Origin of the sequence: Lujinxingia litoralis, assembly GCF_003260125.1 — a bacterium.
Taxonomy (GTDB): domain Bacteria; phylum Myxococcota_A; class Bradymonadia; order Bradymonadales; family Bradymonadaceae; genus Lujinxingia; species Lujinxingia litoralis.
This window is the reverse complement of record NZ_QHKO01000002.1, coordinates 1-23,286: the sequence shown is the minus strand read 5'-3', so window position 1 is coordinate 23,286 and position 23,286 is coordinate 1. Positions and strand designations below refer to the sequence as shown.

At 62.8% G+C, this 23,286-nt stretch carries 19 protein-coding genes; 1 reads left to right on the top strand and 18 read right to left on the bottom strand.

Features of this window, described 5'->3' with window-relative positions:
* Nucleotides 1-250: 250 nt before the first annotated feature.
* The 3 genes from pnp to DL240_RS04835 form a co-directional block, all read right to left on the bottom strand.
* Nucleotides 251-2,356, bottom strand: coding sequence for a polyribonucleotide nucleotidyltransferase (gene pnp, locus DL240_RS04845; protein WP_111728750.1), 2,106 nt, complete (start codon nucleotides 2,354-2,356; stop codon nucleotides 251-253).
* Nucleotides 2,357-2,715: 359 nt separating this feature from the next.
* Nucleotides 2,716-2,985, bottom strand: coding sequence for a 30S ribosomal protein S15 (rpsO, locus tag DL240_RS04840; protein ID WP_111728749.1), 270 nt, complete (start codon nucleotides 2,983-2,985; stop codon nucleotides 2,716-2,718).
* Between the two features lie 165 nt (nucleotides 2,986-3,150).
* Nucleotides 3,151-4,659: a prolipoprotein diacylglyceryl transferase gene (locus DL240_RS04835; protein ID WP_146618107.1), complete on the bottom strand. Its 1,509-nt coding sequence runs from the start codon at nucleotides 4,657-4,659 to the stop codon at nucleotides 3,151-3,153.
* 102 nt (nucleotides 4,660-4,761) lie between these two features.
* On the opposite strand from DL240_RS04835, the gene DL240_RS04830 reads away from it, so the two are divergent.
* A complete protein-coding gene (locus DL240_RS04830; protein WP_111728747.1) occupies nucleotides 4,762-5,097 on the top strand; it encodes a hypothetical protein in 336 nt (111 codons plus the stop codon).
* Between the two features lie 19 nt (nucleotides 5,098-5,116).
* On the opposite strand, the gene DL240_RS04825 is transcribed toward DL240_RS04830, so the two are convergent.
* The 15 genes from DL240_RS04825 to mraZ form a co-directional block, all read right to left on the bottom strand.
* Complete coding sequence (locus DL240_RS04825) at nucleotides 5,117-5,890, bottom strand: RNA methyltransferase (protein ID WP_111728746.1); 774 nt, start codon at nucleotides 5,888-5,890, stop codon at nucleotides 5,117-5,119.
* 72 nt (nucleotides 5,891-5,962) lie between these two features.
* Entirely contained in the window at nucleotides 5,963-7,273 is a 1,311-nt protein-coding gene (gene ftsZ, locus DL240_RS04820; protein WP_111728745.1) for a cell division protein FtsZ, read from the bottom strand.
* Between the two features lie 225 nt (nucleotides 7,274-7,498).
* A complete protein-coding gene (gene ftsA / locus DL240_RS04815) occupies nucleotides 7,499-8,731 on the bottom strand; it encodes a cell division protein FtsA (protein ID WP_111728744.1) in 1,233 nt (410 codons plus the stop codon).
* 132 nt (nucleotides 8,732-8,863) lie between these two features.
* Entirely contained in the window at nucleotides 8,864-9,664 is an 801-nt protein-coding gene (locus tag DL240_RS04810) for a cell division protein FtsQ/DivIB (RefSeq protein ID WP_146618106.1), read from the bottom strand.
* Between the two features lie 141 nt (nucleotides 9,665-9,805).
* Nucleotides 9,806-10,786: a D-alanine--D-alanine ligase family protein gene (locus tag DL240_RS04805; RefSeq protein ID WP_111728742.1), complete on the bottom strand. Its 981-nt coding sequence runs from the start codon at nucleotides 10,784-10,786 to the stop codon at nucleotides 9,806-9,808.
* Between the two features lie 6 nt (nucleotides 10,787-10,792).
* Nucleotides 10,793-11,755 carry a UDP-N-acetylmuramate dehydrogenase gene (gene murB, locus DL240_RS04800; protein ID WP_111728741.1) on the bottom strand — a complete coding sequence of 321 codons (963 nt, stop codon included), beginning with the start codon at nucleotides 11,753-11,755 and terminating at the stop codon, nucleotides 10,793-10,795.
* A gap of 278 nt (nucleotides 11,756-12,033) precedes the next feature.
* On the bottom strand, nucleotides 12,034-13,146 hold the full coding sequence (gene murG, locus DL240_RS04795) for an undecaprenyldiphospho-muramoylpentapeptide beta-N-acetylglucosaminyltransferase (protein WP_111728740.1): 1,113 nt from the start codon (nucleotides 13,144-13,146) through the stop codon (nucleotides 12,034-12,036).
* A gap of 41 nt (nucleotides 13,147-13,187) precedes the next feature.
* On the bottom strand, nucleotides 13,188-14,450 hold the full coding sequence (gene ftsW, locus DL240_RS04790; RefSeq protein ID WP_199589741.1) for a putative lipid II flippase FtsW: 1,263 nt from the start codon (nucleotides 14,448-14,450) through the stop codon (nucleotides 13,188-13,190).
* A gap of 50 nt (nucleotides 14,451-14,500) precedes the next feature.
* A complete protein-coding gene (gene mraY / locus DL240_RS04785; protein ID WP_111728739.1) occupies nucleotides 14,501-15,640 on the bottom strand; it encodes a phospho-N-acetylmuramoyl-pentapeptide-transferase in 1,140 nt (379 codons plus the stop codon).
* 3 nt (nucleotides 15,641-15,643) lie between these two features.
* The gene (locus tag DL240_RS04780; RefSeq protein ID WP_111728738.1) at nucleotides 15,644-17,101 is read right to left on the bottom strand and encodes a UDP-N-acetylmuramoyl-tripeptide--D-alanyl-D-alanine ligase; all 1,458 of its coding nucleotides are present in this window, start codon (nucleotides 17,099-17,101) and stop codon (nucleotides 15,644-15,646) included.
* Nucleotides 17,098-18,636 (bottom strand): UDP-N-acetylmuramoyl-L-alanyl-D-glutamate--2,6-diaminopimelate ligase, encoded by a 1,539-nt coding sequence (locus DL240_RS04775; protein WP_111728737.1) that lies wholly within the window; start codon nucleotides 18,634-18,636, stop codon nucleotides 17,098-17,100. Before DL240_RS04775 ends, DL240_RS04780 begins: the two co-directional genes overlap by 4 nt.
* An 11-nt stretch (nucleotides 18,637-18,647) precedes the next feature.
* Nucleotides 18,648-20,717, bottom strand: a complete 2,070-nt coding sequence (locus DL240_RS04770; protein WP_111728736.1) for a penicillin-binding transpeptidase domain-containing protein — start codon at nucleotides 20,715-20,717, stop codon at nucleotides 18,648-18,650.
* A gap of 31 nt (nucleotides 20,718-20,748) precedes the next feature.
* Complete coding sequence (locus DL240_RS04765) at nucleotides 20,749-21,102, bottom strand: cell division protein FtsL (RefSeq protein WP_158542358.1); 354 nt, start codon at nucleotides 21,100-21,102, stop codon at nucleotides 20,749-20,751.
* Nucleotides 21,103-21,113: 11 nt separating this feature from the next.
* Nucleotides 21,114-22,085, bottom strand: a complete 972-nt coding sequence (gene rsmH / locus DL240_RS04760) for a 16S rRNA (cytosine(1402)-N(4))-methyltransferase RsmH (RefSeq protein ID WP_430673504.1) — start codon at nucleotides 22,083-22,085, stop codon at nucleotides 21,114-21,116.
* Between the two features lie 223 nt (nucleotides 22,086-22,308).
* On the bottom strand, nucleotides 22,309-22,767 hold the full coding sequence (mraZ, locus tag DL240_RS04755; RefSeq protein WP_233497050.1) for a division/cell wall cluster transcriptional repressor MraZ: 459 nt from the start codon (nucleotides 22,765-22,767) through the stop codon (nucleotides 22,309-22,311).
* Nucleotides 22,768-23,286 lie beyond the last annotated feature (519 nt).

Here is a 23,286-nt window from a genome sequence, read left to right as displayed (position 1 = left end):
GATGACCTCCACCAGGGTTCAGAAGAGACAGTGACCGGTAGAAACTCAAGCCACGTCGACGGGTTCACGCTACCAAATAAGCCCCCTGACCAACAACCTCTGGCGAGTTGAGCCCCCGGGATAGACGCCCCAGGCCCCCACTCATTCACCATGCCGGCCAACAAAAAGCCCGCGCCGACCAGCGTCGGCACGGGCTATCTTGCGTCCGATTGCGGCGAGTGACACCAGGTCACTCAGCGATCAGACCGTGTCACTCGCCAGCGTCTTCGCCACGCTCGGCCAGGGCCTCACGACGGCTGAGCTTGATCTTACCGCTGCGGCTGTCGACGGCAATGACCTTGACCAGGCATTCATCGCCTTCGCGAAGCACGTCTTCGACCTTGTCGACACGACCTTCGGTCAGCTCGGAGATGTGACAGAGGCCGTCGACGCCGGGAAGCACCTCGATGAAGGCACCGAAGTCGACCACGGTCTTGACCGTGCCCAGGTAGATTTTGCCGACCTCGGGCTTCTCGGTCAGGCCCTCAATGATCTCGATGGCCTGCTGCGCGGCCGCCTGACCGGAGGAGGCGATGCGCACGGTGCCATCGTCGCTGACGTTGACCGTGGTGCCGGTGGTCTCCTGGATGGCACGAATGGTCTTTCCGCCCGGTCCGATGATCGTGCCGATTTCGGAGGTCGGGATCTGGATGGTCACGATCCGCGGAGCGGTCGCCGCCAGGTCCTTGCGCGGGGCGCTCAGCGCTTCGTTCATGATGTTAAGGATGTGCAGACGCCCTTCTTTTGCCTGCATCAGCGCATCGACCATCGTCTGGCTGGAAAGCCCCTCGATCTTGGTATCGAGCTGGAAGCCAGTGATGCCCTTTTCGGTCCCGCAGACCTTGAAGTCCATATCACCCAGGTGATCTTCGTCGCCGAGAATGTCGCTGAGGATGACCAGGTCATCGCCCTCTTTGATCAGGCCCATGGCGATGCCCGCGGTGGCGTGCTTGACCGGCACCCCGGCGTCCATCAGCGCGAGGCTACCTCCGCAGACGCTGGCCATGGAGCTCGACCCGTTGGACTCCAACACATCGCTGACGATGCGAATGGTGTAGGGGAACTCGCTCTCCTGGTTCGGCAACGACGCGGACACCGAACGCTCGGCCAGCGTGCCGTGGCCGGTTTCGCGGCGCGAGGTGCCACGAAGCGGCTTGGCTTCCCCCACGCAGAAAGGCGGGAAGTTGTAGTGCAGCATGAAGCTCTTGGTCACATCGCCTTCCAGCGTATCAATACGCTGCGCGTCACGCTCGGTCCCCAGGGTCGTGGTCACCAGCGCCTGGGTCTCACCGCGGGTGAAGAGCGCCGAGCCATGCGCCATGGGGAGGACACCAACTTCGCAGGTGATCTGGCGGATATCTTTGGGGCCACGACCGTCGATGCGGATCTTGTCTTTGACGGTAGCCTTGCGCACGACATCTTTTTTCAGGTCGCCGAACGCGTCTTTCACGTCACCCAGGTTCTCGGGGAAGTCTCCCTCGAGTTTGGCCACGATTTCATCTTTCAGGGCATCAAGCGCCTTGTAACGCTCGAGCTTGTCGGCGACGGCCAGGGCCTTTTTGAGCTTGGTGCCGGCAGCCTTCTTCACGGCCTTATCGATGGCTTCGTCACGCTGGACCTGCTTGACCACCATTTTTTCTTTGCCGATGGCGCGGGCGAGCTTGATCTGAAGATCGAGCACATCCTGGACCGACTCACGGCCGAACTCAAGCGCTTCCACCATCACATCTTCGGGCACCTCGTCGGCGAGGCCTTCGACCATCACCACGGCGGTGGGGCTGATGGCCATCACCAGGTCGAGCGAGGACCGCTCACGCTCTTCGAAGCTCGGGTGAGCGATGAACTTTCCGTCCACCAGCCCCACACGTACACCGGCCACCGGCCCGTTCCAGGGAATATCGCTGATCATCAGCGCGGTGGAAGCACCGGTGATCCCCAAAATGTCGGTATCATGCACGCGATCAGCGCTGATCACCCAGGCGATGAGCTGGGTGTTGTTCATGTAGCCATCGGGGAAGAGCGGACGACAGGGCCGGTCGATAAGACGGCTGCTGAGCACGGCCTTATCGCTGGGCTTACCTTCACGCTTGAAGTACCCGCCAGGGATCGTACCGGCTGCCCACATATTTTCGACGTAGTCGCACATCAGCGGGAAGAAAGACAGGTCGGGACGCTCGCCACCGGCGGTAGCGGTGCACAGCACCATCGAATCGCCGTACTGTACGACCACCGAGCCGTTGGCCTGGCGTGCCATCCGGCCGGTCTCGATGATAAGTTCGCGGTCCCCAAATTTTGCGCCTTCACGAATGATTGCCATTCCTATCTCCTCTTTCATTGTCTCCGCCCACGGGGCCGATCCCCGAAGAAGCGGTAGTACATAGGTACACGCCCGCAGAGTCCTGTATCCGGGCTGAACCTCGGCCTCTCGTCAGACTTTGCTGAGCCTGCTTCTGAGAGTGACGAGAGCACCGGAACGGGGGGACTCGAACAACTTTGGGAGGGTGCGATTGCGTAGCATGTAACAGGACTCGCCAGCACCACCATGCGCTGACGGGGCCAGTTACAGGCTACCCTATCGCCAACTTCGTCGTTGTCCTCACCCTGAATCGTCTCTTCAACTCGGGCTTGTCGATGAAAAAACCCCCGCTGAGCCATCTCAGCGGGGGCAACAACGCGTTACTTACGCAGGCCAAGAGCCTGAATCAGCTCCCGGTAGCGGTTGACGTCGGTCTTGCGAAGGTACGCAAGGAGACGGCGACGCTGGCCGACCAGCTTGAGCAGGCCGCGGCGCGAGTGGTGGTCATGCTTGTGGGACTCAAAGTGCTGTTGCAGATCGTTGATGCGCGTGGTCAGCAGGGCCACCTGAACTTCGGGGCTCCCGGTGTCGTTCTCATCACGCTTGAACTTTTCAATGATCTCAGCTTTGCGATCCGGATGCAGGGCCATGGGCTTTCCTTTGGTCAAAAGTAAATATGAATGCTCCGGTACGCGAACACTCCCGCGGCAACCCACCCATGGAGAGTCCGCCGAGGCTGCGTACGGCGCGGGACACTAGGTGCGCCCCCCCCGAAAGTCAAGCCCTTCCCTGCCTGAACACCGGTGTTTCAGGAGTCACGGATCGCGCTCGGCGAGTCGAAAGATCTTGGCACCGAAGGTCCCACAGAGGCGCTGATTTCGATAAAAGTCCCAGTGGATGTAGACACGGCCATCCGGACTGATCACCTCGTCGGGGACCGGTGCAAGCGAGCCGATACTCCAGGCGATCATGATGGCCTGACCATCGTAGACCTCATTTCCCGAAGGCCGCAGGCGAATCACATCCACCACCGCCCCGCTCTCCCCATCGATGACGATCTCAAGCTGGGTGTAGAGGCTAAGATCATTGAGCGGATGCCGCCCAGGCAGCGTGGTTTCGATGCGTTGCACAAAACTCAGCGCCCACTGAGGGTGGATGTAGCGGCGATGCATCCGCGCGATCATCGTGGCGTGCGCCGCCGACGCTGCGTTGACCTGGGTGTGGTTTCCCACCTGGACATGGGGAATGTAGTTCTCCAGGGTCGCGCGAAGACGCTCGCTATCTCCTCGCCAGTTCGCCAGTAAGCGGCGGCGCTGAGCGGATCGCCCCTCCGCAATCTCGTCGGCGCGCTCGGCGTCGCGTTGTTCAAAGACCTCTTGATAGGACTGCATACTCCGTCCGAAGAGTTGCGCCGGCCCCAGCGACTCCTCGGTCTGCCCCGTTGAGGGGTCCGGCGAGTCTACCGGCGCCTGCGACTCGGCCGGGCTCGGATCTCTACCTTCGAGTTCGACGGGTTGCTCCAGGCGTTCGGGAACGAGAGGAGCCTCCTCAAGATGCTCAGTAGGAAGCGCCATCGCCATCTCCGCGGCCGGCGGCGGGCGAGTGGGCTCCGGCGCGGGCTGCTCGCTCTGGGGAGCGGCCTGCGACGACTGTGAAAGCTGGTCGGGAGCGGGCGCCTCGTGCGCGCTGGCCGCCACCTGATCCTGTGTCCCCTCATCTTCCCTTGCGCCGACCAGATCGTCCTCGGTCCAATCACTGGCACTGCTCAGCATCTCTGGCGCCTCCGGCACCGGCTCCGACTCGGGCGCTTCGGCAGAATCTTCGGGCTCGGGCGGCTCCGTGTTCTCCAGCGTTGTCTCCGCCGCCACCATCTCTTGATCGACCCGCATCGCCACTTCGGCGATGAAGTCTGCGTCCTCCGGCTCCTCGCTCTCCCGGGTGACCTGCAACTCCACGGCAATGGCAGCGGGCGCCGGTTCTACTGGCGGCTCCTCTTGTGCCGCGCTCTCCTCGGCGAGCGCCTCCTCGCTCGGCAAAGGATCTGGCGGCGCCGGCTCTTCGGGCGCTTCGCGTTGTTCGTGTTCGGCCTCGCGCTCGCGGGCCTGCTCTTCCGGCCTATTCTCGGAAAGCTCAGGCGCGGGGCGTTCTGGATCAAACTCCGGCTCCCAGGGCTCCAGCACCACCTCCATCAGCTCGTCTTCGGGGTCAGGGGTTGGCCCGGCGATCACGAACGCCAGCGCGCCCGCCGCAAGCAGGTTTACCGCCACCGAGGCTCCCACCCCGATCAGCATCCCCCTTGTCTTCTGAGCCCGAGCTGGCTTCATCTTGTCAGCGCCTCCATGCGGCGGTAGAACGACCTCTGGAGCCGGCATTCTGCCAGCCCCGGCGCCTCGCGCCTCCCATCACCCAAGCCACAACGTTGCCCCATGCTACGAATCTTCCTCGCGCCCCGCTCGCTCGCCATTGCGTTTGCCGCCGCCCTACTGCTCACCGTAGGCTGCGCGCCGCAAATCGGCTCGGAGTGCGCGTCGGATAATGAGTGCCCTTCGGGCGCTCGCTGTGATCTTTCGGTCAAAGGGGGCATCTGCACCATTCGCGACTGCCGCCCGGGTGAGTGCCCGGAAGATTCCACCTGCGTGGCATTTGACCGACACCTGAGCTTCTGCCTCAAGAGCTGCCAGAGCGACGAGGACTGCCGTGAGGGGCATCGCTGCGTCGATGGCGGCCAGGACCATGAAGACTACTGCTTCTCCGCCGACTGAGAGCCGCCAGCGCTAACGCTCAGGGCTCGATCCCTTTGCGGCGAATGTAGGCGACGACCTCTTTGAAGATCCCGTGCCAAATGGCCAGCTCCCGGGTGTCCAGGCGAGCCCTGAGGAACATCGAGCGCAAGCTACGCATGATGTGATCATTGCTGCTGGCCTTGAAGAACTCCACGGCCCTGAGCGTCTCCTCGGCCTGTTCGAACATCCGGGTCAATCCAGCCAGCGGCGCCGGCTCAAACTCCGAATGCCAGAGCTGAGGTGCGGCCGGGGTCGCCTCCAGAGCACCGGCCTCGGCTTTTCGGGCCGCGCGCGCCACTTCCCAGACCATCAAGAGCACCGCCTGGCCCAGGTTGATCGAGCTGTACTCGGGATTGGTGGGGATGGTGACCACGGCCTGACAGCGATCGAGCGCGCTGTTAGGAAGACCGCTGTCTTCACGGCCGAAGATCATGGAGACGCGACGCCCCTTCTGCACTTCGTCAATGAGTTCGATCGCGGCTTGCTCCGGATCCACGACGCGCCAGTTCGCGGAGCGGGCCCGGGCGGTCAGCCCCACCGTCATCACGCTATCTTTAAGCGCCTCATCCAGCGACTCAAAGCGTCCCAGGCGCGCCACGCTCTCGTCGGCTCGCGGCGCGCTGATCAGAATGCGGCGAGGATCGGCATGGGCCGGATTGACCAGTCGAAGATCTTCGACTCCGAAGTTCTTAGACGCCCGCAGGGCGTTGCCGATGTTGATGTCGTCCTGGGGCTCCACCAAGACGACGGAGACGTGTTTCATCAAGTTCATAAGAAGCTCTGAAGACAAAAAAGCCCGCTCCCTGTGCGAGAGCGGGCTTGGAGCGACCGCGTCGCTCTTAGATCAGGAGTCGTTACGGCGCCGGGAGTTGCGAAGGAAGGTCGGCGTATCGATTTCCTCTTCTTCCATGGCACTGAGCCCGCCGGGAACCGAATGACTCCCGGTGTTGGAGCGGAGGAACGAAGCGCGACGCTCGGTGACCGTGTCGGTGGGGACGCGATCAAAGCGCGCGGCCGATTGCTGAGCGGGCGCGCCGCGATGGGCGGGAACGCTCTCCACGACCTGCGGCTCTTCGACCGGCTGACGCGAGGGCTCTGCCTGGCGCACCGGCGCTGCGGCCGCAGCCGGCTGAGAGTGGCGAGAGACCGTCTCACGACGACGGCTCATCTCGCTGTAATCCGAGCTCTGGGCGCGCGGCTTATCAAAGCCCGTGGCGATCACGGTCACCATCAGCTCATCGCGCATATCTTCTTCGATGACGTTACCGAAGATGATGTTGGCCTCTTCGTGGGAGGCCCCCTCGATCAGGCTCATCGCGTCGTTGATCTCGTTGAGGGTCATATCGACACCACCGGTGATGTTCACCAGGATGCCCGTGGCTCCCTCGATCGAGACGTCTTCAAGCAGCGGCGAGGAAATGGCCATCTCGGCAGCTTCCAGCGCCCGGGTGGGTCCGGAGGCGCGACCGGTCCCCATCAGCGCCAGGCCCTTGCCCGTCATGATGGTGCGCACGTCGGCAAAGTCGACGTTCACCAGACCGCGCACCGTAATCAGGTCGGAAATCCCCTGAACCGCATAGAGCAACACCTCGTCGGCCTTTTTAAAGGCTTCAAGGATCGTGGTCTGTTCGCCGGCGATCGCCAGCAAACGCTGGTTGGGGATCGTGATCAGCGTATCGACAGCACTGGAGAGGTTACGAATGCCCTCATCGGCCGAGCGACGACGGCGTCGGCCTTCGAACTGGAAGGGCTTGGTCACCACGCCGACGGTCAGCGCTCCGAGTTCGCGCGCGATGCTCGCGATGATCGGTGCCGCACCGGTGCCAGTGCCGCCGCCCATGCCGGCCGTCACAAACACCATATCGGCGCCCTTGAGGACCTCGGCAATTCGGGTCTGATCCTCCAGCGCGGAGTTGCGACCGACATCCGGATCGGCTCCCGCTCCCAGCCCCTTGGTCAGCGCTCCCCCCAGCTGAATTTTCACCGAGGCGAGGTTGGTTTCCAGCGCCTGGAGGTCGGTATTAGCCGCAATAAACTCCACATTGGAGATCCCCTCGGTGATCATCGTATTGATGGCGTTTCCGCCCCCGCCACCCACGCCGATCACTTTTATATTCGCCGCGCTTGAGACATCGGCGTCATCGAACTCGAGCATACCTTTTCCCTGGACTCCTGAGTCAGAACTGAACATCTCACCCACCCGAGGGCGGGCGCAGATGATACGCCTCAAAGCGTACGCATCGCAAGGAGGGACTTGGAAAAGCACACCTCCTGCCTGGTGTCGACAACGCCTCGGCCGCGCGCCTTGTTTCAATTAAAAGCTGAGACATGGCGCGACGATAGCACCGCCCCGGCCCTGCAGCAAGCCGGAGCGAGGCGCTCAGAACATCTCGGCGATCCACTCTCGCATCCGAGAGGTCAGGCGCTGATACATGGAGCCCTCCTGATCACCGAAGAGATTGCGCTCCGGAGACTTGGCGCCGTACTGCACCAGGCCCACGCCGGTGGCGAACTTGGGGTTACGCACCACGTCGACCAGCCCGCCGATGTTACGCGGAACGCCGCGACGCACCGGCAGTCCGAGCACTTCTTCGGCAAGCTCCGGCATGCAATCGAGCAAGGTGGTTCCACCGGTGATCACGACGCCACCGGCGATCAGATCTTCGCAGCCCGATTCTTTGATCTCGCGGGCGACGTAGGCAAAGATCTCCTCCACCCGCGGCTCGATGATCTCGCTGAGGATCTGACGGCTCAGGATCCGCGGAGGACGTCCCCCAACCGAGGGCACTTCAATGGTCTCTTCGGCGCTGACCTTCGTGGTCATCGCACACCCGTAGCGCTGCTTAATACGCTCGGCCTCAGCCATCGGCGTGCGAAGCCCCACGGCGATATCGTTGGTCAGGTGGTTACCGCCGACCGAGAGCACTGCCGTGTGAACCAGGCTGCCACCGCTGTAGATCGCGATGTCCGTGGTACCACCACCGATATCGACCACCGCCACACCGAGTTCCTTCTCATCGGCTCCCAGCACCGCCTCGCTGCTGGCGAGCTGCTCCAGCACGATATCCGCCACATTCAGCCCGCAGGCGCTGGCGCACTTCACGATGTTTTGAGCGCTGGTCACCGAAGCCGTGACAATATGGACCTTGGCCTCCAGGCGTACCCCGGTCATTCCCAGGGGCTCCCGGATGCCATCCTGATCGTCGATGATGTACTCCTGCGGGATCACATGCAGGAGTTGACGATCCATGGGAATGGCCACCGCGCGGGCTGCGTCGACCACCCGTTCCAGATCGCCCCCTTTCACCTCTTTGTCTTTGATCGCGACGATGCCGTGGGAGTTGAAGCCCAGCACGTGCCCGCCCGCGATGCCCGCGTAGACGGTGTTGACCTCACAGCCGGCCATCAGCTCGGCTTCTTCGACGGCCTTTTTGATCGAATTGATCGTGGCGTCGATGTTGATCACCACACCTTTGCGCATCCCCTTCGACGGGTGCGACCCGATGCCGATGATGTCGATCCCCTCAGCGGTAACCTCGCCGATGATACAGGCGATCTTAGTCGTCCCGATATCAAGCCCCACGATGATCTCGCCATTACGTCGATTTGCCATACCGCACCTTCCCTGGTCTCGGCCCGAACCCCGTGCCCTCGCCACCCCACGTAGCGACCATCACGAGTCCAGAAACTTCTTTCAACAAACGCTCAACTACCCAACTCCAAACGACCTGCCCTACTTCTCGTGCTACGGAACCTCCGCAGGGCCGGCTTCGTTGCGCATCCATGGCTCGGCGCGCGGCCCTACTGTGACGCGATTCAAATCACGTTCTTGGTCGACAAGCACATACTCCGCATCCATCCCTCGCCGGATCAGCGAACGCTGGACGACGTTTAACCGGTGGAGACGCTCTTCCCAGCGCCCCCAGCCCAGGCGAATTTCCGTGCCGGTTTCCTCGGTGACAAACGAGAGTCCCAGCCCGGCATCAAGATGAAGTTCGCTCAGGCGCTGCTGCTTCTCCATGCCCATCGCATGGTAGAGGTCCCACACCGAGAGCGCTTCCAACAGACGCTCTCGCCCCGACTCGCTGGCGAGTTCTCCCCGGGTCACCCCGGTTACCAGCGGCAGGTTCCAGAGCCCTTTAAGGGCCTGGGCGCTATCCATCGCCAGGAACACCTCGCCGGACTCGTCCGCCAACCACAGCCCTTCATCGACGATGATTGCCGCCGGACGGTGTTCTTCGATCGCGATTCGCAGGCGATCGGGCAGACGCCGCTCCACCGTGACGGAGCGCACAAAAGGCAGCCCACGCATCGTGCTCTCCAGGCGGCGCGGATCGATGTTAAGAATGTTCTCCCCGGCGATTCGCTCGGCCGCCTCCAGAAGCACGCGCTCCTCAAGGTACTCCAGGCCCTCGACATCGAGGTAATTCACCTGAAAGTACTCACTTGTCATGGTGTGCGTGTAGCCCTGAAGCACCAGATACGGCAGCCCCAGCCCGACAAGCAGCACGCCCAGCGTGGTGCCCACACGGCGCACCCATCGCACAGCCGTCTCTTTTCGGCTGGCGCGGCGCTGCTCGCGGCTCGGCTTTCGCCGATTATCTCCACGCTTCTGAAACACTGCTCATCCCTGAAAAGCTGCCGCACATCCGTGCGCGGCGCCCAAAACCACAACACCCCAAAGGACTCAACGCTGCCGGTCAAGACGTGCGCTGGCCAACATCAACTCTACAAAGTCATCAAATGCCACCCCGCGGGCTGCCGCCATTTTGGGCACCAGGCTGGTGGCAGTCATTCCGGGGATCGTGTTGACTTCCAGGAAGCATCCCTGGGCCGTGGTCACGTCGCCCTTAAAATCGACGCGGGAGACCCCTCGACATCCCAGGGCCTGGACTGCCTGACGCCCTAACGCCTCCAGACGATTAAAAAGCGCTCCCGCATCAATTGGCGAGTAGATCGTCTGGTCGCTGCGATACTTGGCTTCGAAGTCGTAAAAGGTCTGCGCAGCGGTGATCTCAATCGCGCCCAGGCACACGTCGCCGAAAAAGCCGACCGTATACTCCGGGCCTTCGATCAGCGATTCGACCATCAGCGCCGACGCCGGGTCGGCGCTAAGCTCGGCGCGCAGCTCATGCACGGCTCGCTCTAACTCCGCCTTGCTGTGGCAGAGGTAGATTCCGACGCTGCTTCCCGCGTCATTGAGTTTTACAACCAGCGGCAGGCTCAAGCCGGAATCTTCGATCCGGGACACCACATCCGCGTCACTGAGCGCCTGAATCTGGTCGCGAGAGTATGCCTTACCCGCAGCCACCGGCACGCCCTCTTCGGCCACTGCCTGCCGGGCGCGGGCCTTGTTCATGGCCAAAGCAGACGCCAACACGCCACTACCGGCATAGGGAATACCAGCGCATTCCAACAGCCCCTGCAACGCGCCGTTCTCGCCAAGGCCGCCGTGACTACCGATCAGCACCGCCGCCGGGGCATCGTCAAAGAGACGCCCAGCATCGGTGGCCAGGTCGTAGACGGTGACGTCGTAGCCTTTGTTGCGTAACGCCCCTTCAAAGGCCGCGCCCGTCTTCAGGCTAATTTCGCGCTCTGGCGAATCGCCCCCGGTAACGATGCCGACGGCCTTGCCCCGGTAGATTGTCGTATCAAGCTCGCTGAACATCCGTGTTCACCTAAGCAATGCTTCCTGCTCGTTTAGCCACGCCCAGCCGTCAAATCCCACAAAGCGAACTTCGGGCCGAAGCTCCACTCCGAACTGTTCGCGGACCCGGTGCCGGGCCAGCGCCATCAACGCGACAAAATCCGCCGCAGTGGCGTCTTCGGCGTTGATAAAAAAGTTGGCGTGAAGCTCACTGATCTGGGCTCCGCCAATCCGATGACCTTTGAGACCGACGGCCTCAATAAGGCGCCCGGCGTAGTCACCTTCGGGGTTTGCGAAGGTGCTTCCGACGCTCGCCAGACGGTAGGGCTGAGTGCGATTTCGACGTTCCTTGTCTTCCCGCACCCGTGACTTCGCCTCGTTGACGTCGCCGCGCTCCACCGCAACCACTCCGCTGAGCACCAGGTCGCCTTCGGAAAGGCCGGCATGCCTGTAGCTCAGGTCCAGCTGCGAGGCCTGGAACGTACCCACGTGCCAGACGCCCTGCTCTTCGTTGACGCGAGCCAGCTCGCAGCTCTGCAGCACTTCGGAGAGCTCTCTCTCCCGGGTGCCCGCATTGAGCGCCACCGCGCCGCCAAACGTGCCCGGGATAAGTGACAGGAACTCAGCTCCCGTCCACCCATCCCGCAGCAGCCCACGCACCAGATGCGCGTTGACTGCTCCGGCTCCGACCCTGGCGTGCCCCTGCTCCACCTGCCAGGCAGCCAGCTGCCCACTCAGGCGAACCACCACGCCCTTGATGCCTTCATCCGGAAAGAGCGTATTGCTGCCCAGCCCGATCCAGACAAGACGGCGCCAGTCTTCGCCAACCGCCGCCAGCAGCAGCGCGAGGTCGTCAAAACTGCCGACTTCCACAAAGCGCCAGGCAGCTCCACCGATTCGCAGCGATGAACGGCGCCGCAAGGGTTCGCTTTCACGCATCGTACTGACGGACGCTTGCTGAGCAAAGAGCTCCAGCCGTCGTTCGAGCACAACGTCGCTGCGTGACCACGCTATGGTTCGTTGTTCTTTCAGCGTGATCGCCTATCCGTTCGTAAACACTGTAAATCCGCCGCGAAGACGTGCCTAAGAATACACGACCAAAACGGGTTCGCAACCCGTTCTTTGCCACACACATTCCCCTTCCATTTCAACAACTTAAATCAACGACCTGAAGTGAAATTTTAGGATTTTTCCACCCCATAAAGCGAGTTCTCCGGCCTGAAAACTTGCCTTAAAAGTAACACTTCAAAAGCACCACTTCAGGTTCATCAGCCGCACATCTCAATCAACGCGCGGGCGATCGTCTCGGCCGCCTGCGCCTTCCCCTGGGCGCGCGCGCCCGCGGCAAGCCGGGAGAGCGACTCGGGATTTCGCATCAACCCGGCCAGCAGGTTCACCGCCCGCGTGGAGGCGATCTCGTGGTCTTCGAGCATCAAGCCCGCACCGGCCTCGACCACCGAGCGGGCGTTGAAGCGCTGGTGATCGTCGGCGGCGTTCGGAAAGGGAATGTAGATCGCCGGGATCCCCAGGGTCAGGACCTCGGCGATGGTGGTGGCGCCAGCGCGGCAGATCAGCAGATCGCACCAGCGGTAGGCTTCGGCCATATCGTCGATAAATTCCACGACCTCGGCCCGGCCCTGAAATCCCTCGTAGCGTGGTCGAACGTCCTCAGCGCGGCCACGCCCCGCCTGATGACGCACGGCGAGTTGCCCCTGCAACTCCCCCATCTTCGTAAACCACTCGGGGAGATGCTCGTTAAAGCTCCCGGCCCCGCCACTTCCTCCGATCACCAGGATGCGGAAGGGGCGTTCGGGTGAGGGCCCCTCGTAGTCAAAGCGGCTGGCCAACTCGATGAGCTCCTCGCGCACCGGATTTCCGGGCACAGAATGCGGCAAGCGGCCCAGGTACTGAGCGCTCTCCTCAAAGGTGAGGAAGGCGTGGTCCACGACCCTGGCGAGCAACTTGTTGGTGAGGCCGGGAATCGCGTTCTGCTCCATGAGCGCGGTAGGGACCCGGGCCAGCGCGGCGGCCAGGGTAATCGGCCCGGCGGCGTAGCCGCCGACGCTGACCACCACCGAGGGCGCGAGATCTTTGACGATACGCCGCGCCTGCAACCCGCTGCCGGGCAGCCGAGCCACGCCCCGCAACAGCCCCAGCGGACCGCTGCCCTTGAGCCCCACCACATCCACCAGATGGAGCGGATAGCCCAGTTGCGGAATCACGCGGGCCTCAATCCCCCGTTGCGTGCCTACAAAACTCACGCGGGAGCCCGGCGCGAGCCGCTCAAAGGCCTGGGCCACGGCGACGCCCGGGAAGAGGTGCCCCCCGGTGCCGCCCCCGGCAATGACCAGGTGAAGAGGATTGGACTGAGGCTCTGTCATGCGGCAACTCTCGGAAGGGGAACATCTGTGGGTGTTCGGCGTTACTGTCGAAGATCTTTACGGCGTTTGAGAATGTTGCGGCGCTTTCGTTCCCAGCGACGCTCTTCGCGCTGGGAGGCCCGGCGATCGCGGTCACTCTCCCAGGTGTCCTCGTCATTTCGGGAGATGTTGAGCACGATGCCGATCGCAAAGAGGCTGATGATCATGGAGGTGCCGCCAAAGGAGACAAAAGGCAGCGTCAGACCTTTGGTGGGCAGCATGCCGGTGACGACAAAGAGATTGGCCATGCCCTGCAAAGCAAAGAGCGAAGTGATGCCAAACGCCAGGTACATGCCAAAGGCATCCACCGCGTGAAAGGCCACCCGGTAGCCGCGCCAGAGCATCCCCAAAAAGAGCATCAACAGGCAGACAACCCCGAAGAACCCGAGTTCTTCGGCGATGATCGTGCCGATAAAATCGTTCCAGAGTTCGGGGACGTAGCCCAGTTTACCCGACCCGTTGCCCAGCCCCCGGCCCGAGAGTCCGCTGGCGCCGATGGCGATGAGCGACTCACTGATCTGGTAGCCGATATCCTGGCGATGGCTCCAGGGGTCGAGGAAGGCCAGGATGCGCTTCATGCGGTATTCGCTGTTGCTGATCGCCACGTAGGCCAGCCCGGCCCCGCAGAGGGTCATCACCAGCAGGTACGAGAAACGCGCGCCGCTGACAAAGAGCAGGAGCATCATCATGCTGATGAGGATCACCGAGCTCCCGAAGTCGGGCTGCAACATCAGCAGGCCGACCATCAGGCCGATGATCACCAGGTGCGGCAAAAACCCGATGGTGAACGAGCCCATCCGCTTGGCCTTCTTGCTCACCGAGTAGGCCATAAAGATCACCGAGGCCAACTTGGCGACCTCAGCCGGCTGAAACGAGAACCCTCCCAGGCTAAACCAGCGCCGAGCCCCGTTCTGCACGGTCCCGATGCCGGGAATGGCGACCAGCACCAGGAGGAATACGGTGCCCAGAAGGATCGGATAGACCAGGCGCTTGTACCAGCGGTAGTCGAGCTGCAGCGCAAAGAGCAGCAGGCCCACGCCCAGCACCACGCGTTGAGTTTGGCTCCACAGCAGCACGTAGTGATCGGCCATACGCTGAGACGCCATCACGGCGCTGGCCGAGTAGAGCATCACCAGCCCGTAGGTTACCAGCGCCCCCACAAAGAAGAGCAGCCAGATATCCCAGCTTCGCGCGGCGGTATCAGCAGAGTCTCGACCCGATGGGGAGGCCGAGCGGGTCAGGTTGGAAAGAAGATCGCTGCTCACGGGCCCTCCATGGCCTATGGCGTCGGTGAAGCACGTACCGGGGAGGTGGTTCAGCGCAGCTTAAGGCTCATCAGGGCCACCAGGCTGAGCATAATGGCGATGATCCAGAAGCGCACAATAATCTTGGGCTCCGGCCAGCCTTTCATCTCGAAGTGGTGATGAATCGGTGCCATGCGAAAGACGCGCTTGCCGGTGAGTTTGTAGCTGGTGGTCTGGGTAATGACGCTGAGCGCCTCGACCAGAAAGATGCCAAAAATGATCGTCGAGAGAAGCTCATGCTTGGTGACCACCGCCAGGGTTCCCAGCGCGCCTCCCAGCGAGAGGCTCCCCACGTCGCCCATGAACACCTGAGCCGGGAAGGAGTTGTACCACAAGAATCCCACCCCGGCGCCGATGATGGCGGCACAGAAAATGGCCAACTCCTGGACCCCTTCGACCTTGGGAATCATCAGGTAGCGAGCCACGTCAAAGCGGGAGACCACCTGCACGCCGTCAATGATCTCGGTGGTGTGGAGCACCGTGGCGGTGCTCCAGGCCAGGATCAGAAAGGTACCCGCGGCAATGATCACCGGACCGATGGCCAGTCCGTCCAGGCCGTCGGTGAGGTTGACGGCGTTGGCCGTGCCCACGATGACCAGCATGGCAAAGGGCACATAGACCCACAGGGGTAAGGTCAGGCTAAAGCGCTCGGTGCTGACAAAGGGAAGGTAGAGCTCGGTCGAGTAACTGAAGGCCTCGCTTTTGAACATCAAAAGCATCATCAAGAGCACCACGCCGAACTCAATGGCCAGGCGCGCCTTCCCGCTTAAGCCCGCACTGGAGCGCCCCCGAATCTTCATGTAGTCGTCGAAGAATCCCACGACCGCAAAACACACCGTGACCCCGAGCACGACTCCGACATAGGGGTTCTTGAGGTCGGCCCACAGCAGTGTGGAGATCACCACGGCAAAGAGAATCAGGACCCCGCCCATGGTCGGCGTACCGGCCTTACTGAAGTGGGACTGCGGGCCGTCATCGCGAATGACCTGGCCTATCTGCTGGGCCTGAAGTTTACGAATAAACCACGGGTAGAGCAGGAAGCTGATGATCAGCGAGGTGAACATCGTCGCGACCACTCGGAAGCTGACGTAGCGGAAGACGTTGAGCCCCGAGACGTCGTCTTTGAGCAAAAAGAAGAGTTCGAAAAGCATGGCTTAAGCCTCGCTGGAAGAGTTTCCCCGGGCGGAGGCCGGAGGAGCGTGCTGGAGTGCGTCGACGATGGTTTCTAAGCGCGCGCCCCGGCTGCCTTTGAGCAAGACGGCGGCGCCCTGGCGACCGGCGACCCAGGCGATCAGGTCGTCATCCACCAGGGAGTGGGCTCGCACTTCATGTTCTGGCTGAACTTCGGAATACGCCCGGGCCATCACTTCGGCGTAGGTTCCGACGAAGGCAACACCACCGAGCTGGTCTCGTGTGGCGAGCCAGGCGGCCAACTCCCGGTGCGCCCCCTCGGCGTGTTCGCCGAGCTCTCGAAGCTCTCCGATGATGGCGAACGCCGAGGGGCAGCCGCGCCGCTGAGCCCAGCGCTCAAACGCTTCGACCGAAGCGCGTACGCTGGAGGGATTGGCGTTGTAGGCATCATCCAGGATGTGGACGCCGCCGACCTCGAGCTGACGAAAGCGGCCACCGGGCAACTGGAGTCTGGCGAGCGCCTCGTTGAGCTGCTTCGGCTCCAGCTCCACCTGTCGGGCGGCCAGCGTGGCCAGCGCCGCGGCCAGATTCGTAGCGTTGTGGATGCCGAGCAGCGGGAGCGACAACGTCAACTTGCGAGAATCAGCTTCAAGTTCCACATCCATCGCGGCGTTTCCATCGGCAGCTTCATGGCAGGTGACAACCCGCACGCGGGCGCCCTCCTCCACCCCGAAGGTCCACAGGTCGCCGGCGAAACCCTCAAGCATCAGCTTATCTTTTTCGGCACAGGGCAGGATGGCGTGAGTGGCGGCATCGGCGCATTCGAAGATCTCGGACTTTCCCTGGCGCACACCATCGAGCGAGCCAAACCCCTCCAGATGTGCCGCGCCAATGGAGGAAATCACCCGAGTGTCGCCCGGTGCCAGTCGAATCAGCCCGGCAATCTCACCGATGTGGTTCGCCCCCATCTCACAGATGAGATGATCGCAGCTCTCGGGCAGCGCGCAGAGGGTGAGTGGAACCCCGATGTGATTGTTTAAGTTTCCGGGTGTGGCCCACACCTCGCCCCGGGTCGACCACAGCGCAGCCAGGAGCTCTTTGGTGGTGGTTTTGCCATTGGAGCCGGTCACCGCGACGGTGCTCATGCCCGCACGCGTGGCCTCCTGCCACAGCGCATGGCCCAGGCGAGTGAGCGCAGCCAACGTGTCATCGACGACCAGGAGCGGTTGGGGGGTCGTAGACGCCGGAGCCCCCCGGCGATCGACTAAGGCGGCGGACGCTCCCCGCTCAAAGGCCGCATCGAGGAAGCGATGCCCGTCGAAACGCTCGCCACGCAGGGCCACAAAAAGACTGCCCGAAGTGATGGTCCGCGTGTCGGTGTTCACACCGCTGATATGGAGATCCCGTCCGTGGCGAAGCTCCGCGCCGCAGGCCGATGCGATCTTCTGCAAGGACCAGGTGCTGATTCTCAACCCGCTCATTCCTCCCCCTGCTGCTCTCGCTTGGAGCGCTCGCGCAGCAGGCGTTCGGCGATCTCCACGTCATTGAAGTCCCGGCGTTTGCCGTTGATCTCCTGATAAGTTTCGTGGCCCTTGCCGGCAATCAGCAGAGCATCTTCCGGGCCGGCGGTCGCAATCGCGCGGGCGATGGCGCGCTCCCGGCTGACCTCCTGATCCACCTCAAGCCCGGGACGCTCAACCACCCCGGCGGCAATCGCCTCAATGATGGCAAGAGGCTCTTCGGAGCGCGGGTTGTCCGAGGTCATCACGATGCGATCGGCCAACTGCGAGGCGATCCGCCCCATCGGCGCGCGCTTGTCGCGGTCGCGGTCTCCGCCGCATCCAAAGACCACGTGCAGGCGCCCGGTGACCACCGGGCGCAGGGTTTCCAGCACCCGCTCCAGCGCGTCAGGCGTGTGCGCGTAGTCCACAAAGACCGCTGGCGAGCCCGGCGGTCCGCAGACCCGCTCCAATCGCCCGCGCACCCCGGGAAGGTCCGCCAGGCCCTGACGAATCGCCTCATCGGGGATACCCAGCGCGCGGGCTGCCCCCACCGCAGCCAGGACATTGGAGACGTTAAACGCCCCCTGGAGGGCCACCGCCAGCTCCAGGTTCGCGCCCTGCCCTGCGACGGTGAGCGACGTGCCCTCGACACTCATCTGAACCCGGGTCGCCCGGAGCTCGGCGGCGTCAGCTTCAGCCGCATAGCCGACCACTTCCAGCTCCGGATGCACACTGAGAAGCGTCTTCAGGGCGCGCCCCTCATCATCGTCGAGATTGATCACCGCCACCGCCCGAAGGCCGAGCCGCTTTTGTCGGCCCGGCAACACTCGGGTAAAGAGCGCTCGTTTAGCGTCGCGATAGGCCTCCATCGTTTGATGAAAGTCCAGGTGATCCCGGGTGAGGTTGGTGAAGAGCCCCACATCGACCGCGACCCCGTCCACTCGCCCCAGCGCCAGACCGTGGCTGGAGATCTCCATCACCACCAGATCGACACCGTCATCAGCCATCTCTCGCAGCCGACCATGGAGCGCCAGACCGTCGGGGGTCGTGTTGACCGTCGGGACCTCGCGCCCCTTCCACCGGTTGTTGATGGTCCCGATCACGCCGACCTCTCGGCCGGCGGCCCGGGCGATGGCCTCCACCAGGTACGAAACCGTGGTTTTACCATTGGTACCTGTCACCCCGACCACGTCGAGTTCGCGGGAGGGGTTACCAAAGAACGCCGCGCCCAACCGACCGAGCACCGCGCCGGTATCCGGCACGGAGAGCACCCGGCCGTCCGCCGAGGGAAGCTCTGTGCCACGGTCGACAAGAACGGCAGCGGCCCCCTTGTGCAACGCCTCGTCGACAAAAACGTGGCCGTCGAAGCTCGCGCCTCTGACGGCCACAAAGAGCGCCCCGGGCTGCACGCGCCGGGAGTCCTGAGTCACCGAGGAGATCTCCCCTTCGGCTCCCCCCCGCTCCAGCCTTAAGCCGTGCTCGTGCAATGCTTCTAAAAGATCTTTCAACTGCATGGATGCTCGCCTCACTCCTGGTCCTTTCCGCCCGTTGAGGGCTCCCTGGCCAGCATCCCATGCCTGCCTCCGGGCGCAAGTGCAAGCTCCAGATGCGCCACCTCTTCCAGGGGGGTTCCGGCCGGGGGATCCTGATGAACGACTCTTCCCCAACCGCTAATATCAGGCACGACACCGACCCCGCGGGCCCGATCCACCGCCTGCCGCAACGTCAGCTCCTGGAAGTTCGGCAACTGACCGTGGGCGACCTCATCTTCGGCGATATCAAGCACTCGCATCGTCGGCAATGTCACCACATGCTCGGGCGCCGGCGGTGCCACCTGGGTATCGAGTGCGGCGGGCGGCTCCTCTTCGAGCTGGAAGCGATCTTCCGGGGCCAGGGGCAACACGCCGCGCACGCGCAGGGCCTCCGCGGTGATTTTAGCAAATGCCGGGCCGGCCACCTTGCCACCGTAGTGGCTCTTCTGGGGCTCATCGATAAAGACCACTACGGCAACGTCCGGCTCCTCCGCCGGGGCAAACCCCATAAAGCCGGCGATCCACAGGTCCGGATCGTAGCGACGCGTCTCCGGGTTGACCTTCTGAGCGGTACCGGTCTTCCCGGCCACCGTCACATGGGGGATGGCGGCCCTTGTGCCGGTGCCGCCGGGGATGGTGACCAGCGACATCGCCCAGGCAGTCTGCGCGGCGGCCTCCTCGGAGACCACGCGCCGCACCAGCGTCGGCTCCTCACGCTCCACGACCTCTCCGTCACGGTTGAGCACCGCATCGATGATGCGGGGCTTCATCAACATACCGCCATTGGCCAGCGCGGCAGTGCCGGCGGCGAGTTGCAAGGGCGTCGTGGTCAGACCATGGCCAAAGGAGATGTTAGCAAAGGTAATTTCCGCCCAGCTGTCGGGCCGTCGAAGCAGGCCGGCCTGCTCGCCGCGCAGCGCCACGTCGGTACGCTGCCCGAACCCGAAAGCACGGATGTAGTCATAGAGCAAATCGCGCCCGATCTCCTGAGCAATCTTGTAGGAGCCAATATTGCTGGAGACCTGCATAATTTCTGCAGACGTCAGCGACTCGCGGCGCTTGGTGTCACGGATGAAGTTCCGCCCGATCTGCATACGACCGTTCTCCAGCTCGTAGGACTTATCCAGCGTGGTCGCCTGCTCCTGCAGCGCCGCCGCGAGCACAAAAGGCTTAAACACCGAGCCCGGCTCAAAAGTGTCGGTGACCGCCCGCAGGCGCCAATCGGCGCTGACATGTTCCCGGAAGCGGTTGGGATCGAAGCTCGGCGTATTGGCCAGCGCCAGGATATCGCCGGTATGCACGTCCATCGCCACCGCCCAGCCGCCTTTAGCCTCAAACTCCGTGACTTGCTCTGCAAGAGCCTGCTCGGCCACGCGCTGAATCTTCTCGTCGATGGTCAGACGTACGCTGTGGCCCTCGAACTCTCCGAAGCTGGGCGCATCGCTCAGGAGCATCGCGCGACCTTGGGCATCACGCGTCACGCGCATCTGGTAGGTCCCGCCGGCCAGCGTGCTATCAAGCTGCCTTTCCAGGCCTTCCAGACCTTCGCCATCGATGCCCACAAAACCGATGAGCTGCCCGGCGATCTCGCGCAGAGGATAGTAGCGCTTGTACTCCTTGGTGATATGCACCCCGGAGAGCTTCAGCTCGCGAATTGCCTCGGCCGCCGAGGGGTTCGTCTGCCTCTCCAACCACACAAAACTCGCGTCACGGCTCAAGCGAGCAACGAGCGTATCGAAACTCAACTTCAGATGAGGAGCCAGACTGCGGGCGACCAGCTCCGGATTCTCGATCTTTCGCGGGTTGGCGTGAATGCTGGGCACTTCCACCGAAACCGCCAGTTCGGCCCCGTTTCGATCCAGGATATCACCGCGCCGCGCCTGACGGGTGACCTCTTCGTTCCATTCGATCGCCGCGCGCTCCTGGAGCGCCCGGGACTCGACCGTCTGCAGGTAGTAGACGCGGGCCCCCACAGCCACAAACCCCAGCGAAAAAAACGCCGCGACCAGCGAAAAGCGCGTCTTCAGCCAGAGTCGTTCGCGCGGATCGTCGACGTGATGCATCGGTTCGCTCTCAGAGGATCGTCGGGACGGTTCAACGGGTGAACACGGCCCCCGGGTTGAGGCTGGCGTGCTCTTCGGGACCACCCTGAACGTCGAGTACAATGATCTGCTCGGGGCGCGCCGGCTCCAGGCCGAACTGCTCCCGGGCGGTCAGCGCAACGCGGTCGGCCCGCCCGTGCATCGTCGCCTCGACCGTCAGACGCTTATGCTCCTCCAGCAGGTCGCGGTGCTCCTGTGTTACCTCGGCAATGGCGTAGCCCGCCTGAGTGATCTGGTACTCTTGCCAGACATGAAAGAGCAAAAGCGCCCCGGGCACGCCCACCACCACCAGAACTTTGCAAACTTCGCCAAGATCGCGCAGCGCGCGCAACATCATCGACTTCATAACGGTCCTCATCACGACACGTCGTGGGATGAAGGGGAATCGAGCACACGCACCGCACGAAGGCGAGCACTACGAGCTCGGGGGTTTGCCTGAACTTCGTCGTCGCTGGCGACGACCGACTGGCGGGTAAGCACCTCCACCAGCGGCTGTTTCGCGCACATGCACCGGGGGAAATCACGGGGGCAATCGCAGGGGTCGGCCAGTTCTCGGAAGGTATGTTTGACGATGCGATCTTCGAGCGAATGAAAGCTCATAAACACCCCGCGTCCCCCGGGCTTTACCACCTCGGGAATCTGCCGTACCGCGGCCTCAAGATGCTCGAGCTCGCGGTTTACCGCTATGCGCAGAGCCTGAAAGACCAGCGTCGCCGGATGAATTTTCCGTTTACTGTGGCGCTGTTTCGACGCCACAAGCTCCGCCAGATCGAGCGTGTCCTTGAGTTCGCCGCGGCCCAGCGCCGCCTTGATCGCGCCGGCCAGTCCCCAGGAGCCTCGCAGCTCACCGTAGACCTTGATCACCCGCGCCAGCTCCTCCTGCGAGACCTCATCTAAGTACTCCGCCAGCGTGGGGGCATCGTTGCCCATGCGCATATCGAGCGGACCGGCCTGCTGAAAGCTAAAGCCGCGCGAGGGCTCATCGAGCTGATACGAGCTGACTCCGGCGTCGACCAGCCAACCATCGGCACGTTCGCCGCGCTCGGCGACGATTCGGGCAGCCTCGGAGTAGTTTGCCTGAATCAGCTCCAGGCGCTCCCCGGCCGACTCCGCCAGGCGCTCGCGCACCGTGGCCAACGCCCCCGGATCGCGATCAATGGCCAACACTCGGCCGTCAGGAGCGCTTGCATCAAGAATGGCAGCACTGTGCCCACCGCCGCCGGCGGTTCCATCGACATAAAAGCCTCCCGGCTTTACATCGAGGCTCTCAAGCACCTCCTCGACCATGATCGGGACGTGGTACTCGGTGGCGTAGGGGTTTGGTGACACTGGCGACCTCTCTGACTTCTCTTCAACTTCCACCAGCGCTGCGGCGTTCACTGCTGCCGGGATGGTTCGCCCTTCCCTGGGCGTCTCGCTCAAGAGGCTCTTACAAGCCCCTTCTTACGAAGCTTCATCCTTGAAGCTCCCGGCCGCCTCATCCCTGAGTCTCACCGCACAAAAACTCCGTGCGCGGCCCGCTCATCCTTGAGCGTTAAGACAAAAACATTCCTCAGAGACCGAGCTCCGACATCGCCGCGGAGAGCGCCTGGGGATCTTCGAGTGCCTGTTCCACGGCACCCTCCCACTTGGCCCGCGACCACAACTCCACGGTATCGAGCTGCCCGACCCAGACGCACTCACGATCGAGCTGCGCGAAGTCGCGCATCGCCTGCGGCACCAGGAGCCGACCGTGGCTATCGATCGAGCACTCGACGGCTCCGGCAATGTAGACCCGTTTGAGCTGCTGGACGTTGGGGTTGAACTGAGGCAACGAGCGCACTTTCTCCTCGAAGGCCAACCACTTGTCCATGGGATAGACCACCAGGCACTGCTCGAAGGTGCGCGTCAAGATGAGGCGATCGGCGTGTTCTCCGGTGAGGTCGTTCGCCGCCAGCACATCGCGATAGCGAGCAGGAACGCTGATACGCCCCTTCCCGTCCATCGTATGTTCGTACTGGCCTCGAAACATCGACACACCTGACGTCCATCACCAACCACACTCCATCCATGGAACCCATCTCAACGACCGTCGCGCCTTCCCTGGCGCTACCGGCTAGCTTTTGCTCCACCACTTCGTGCCACCGGATGGGAATTCATCCCACTGCCGGCACTATAGGGGGGCCACACCCCAGCGTCAAGAAAAGTATTTGACGCGCTCCCCCGCATAAAACGGGGCCGATCGGCAATTCCAACCCACCCAAAACACCCACAATAAAACCTTAAAAAACAAACACTTAACACCTGCAAGCCATCAAAAAAGCCCACCTAAAGACACCCTCCGAGCGATCTCTAAAACGCCGGGCGCCTGCCGGGTGGGAACCAGTCCCATTAGCTCCGTCTCGTCGCATCCAACGCCATCAATACGGCCCTAATCTGCTCGAGTTTTCCCCAGTCGAGATGCCCCCCCCCTCCTCGTAGGGATAAAGTGGGATACGCCGGGGGACGCGGTGGGATACGCCGGGGGACGCGGTGGGATACGCCGGGGGAC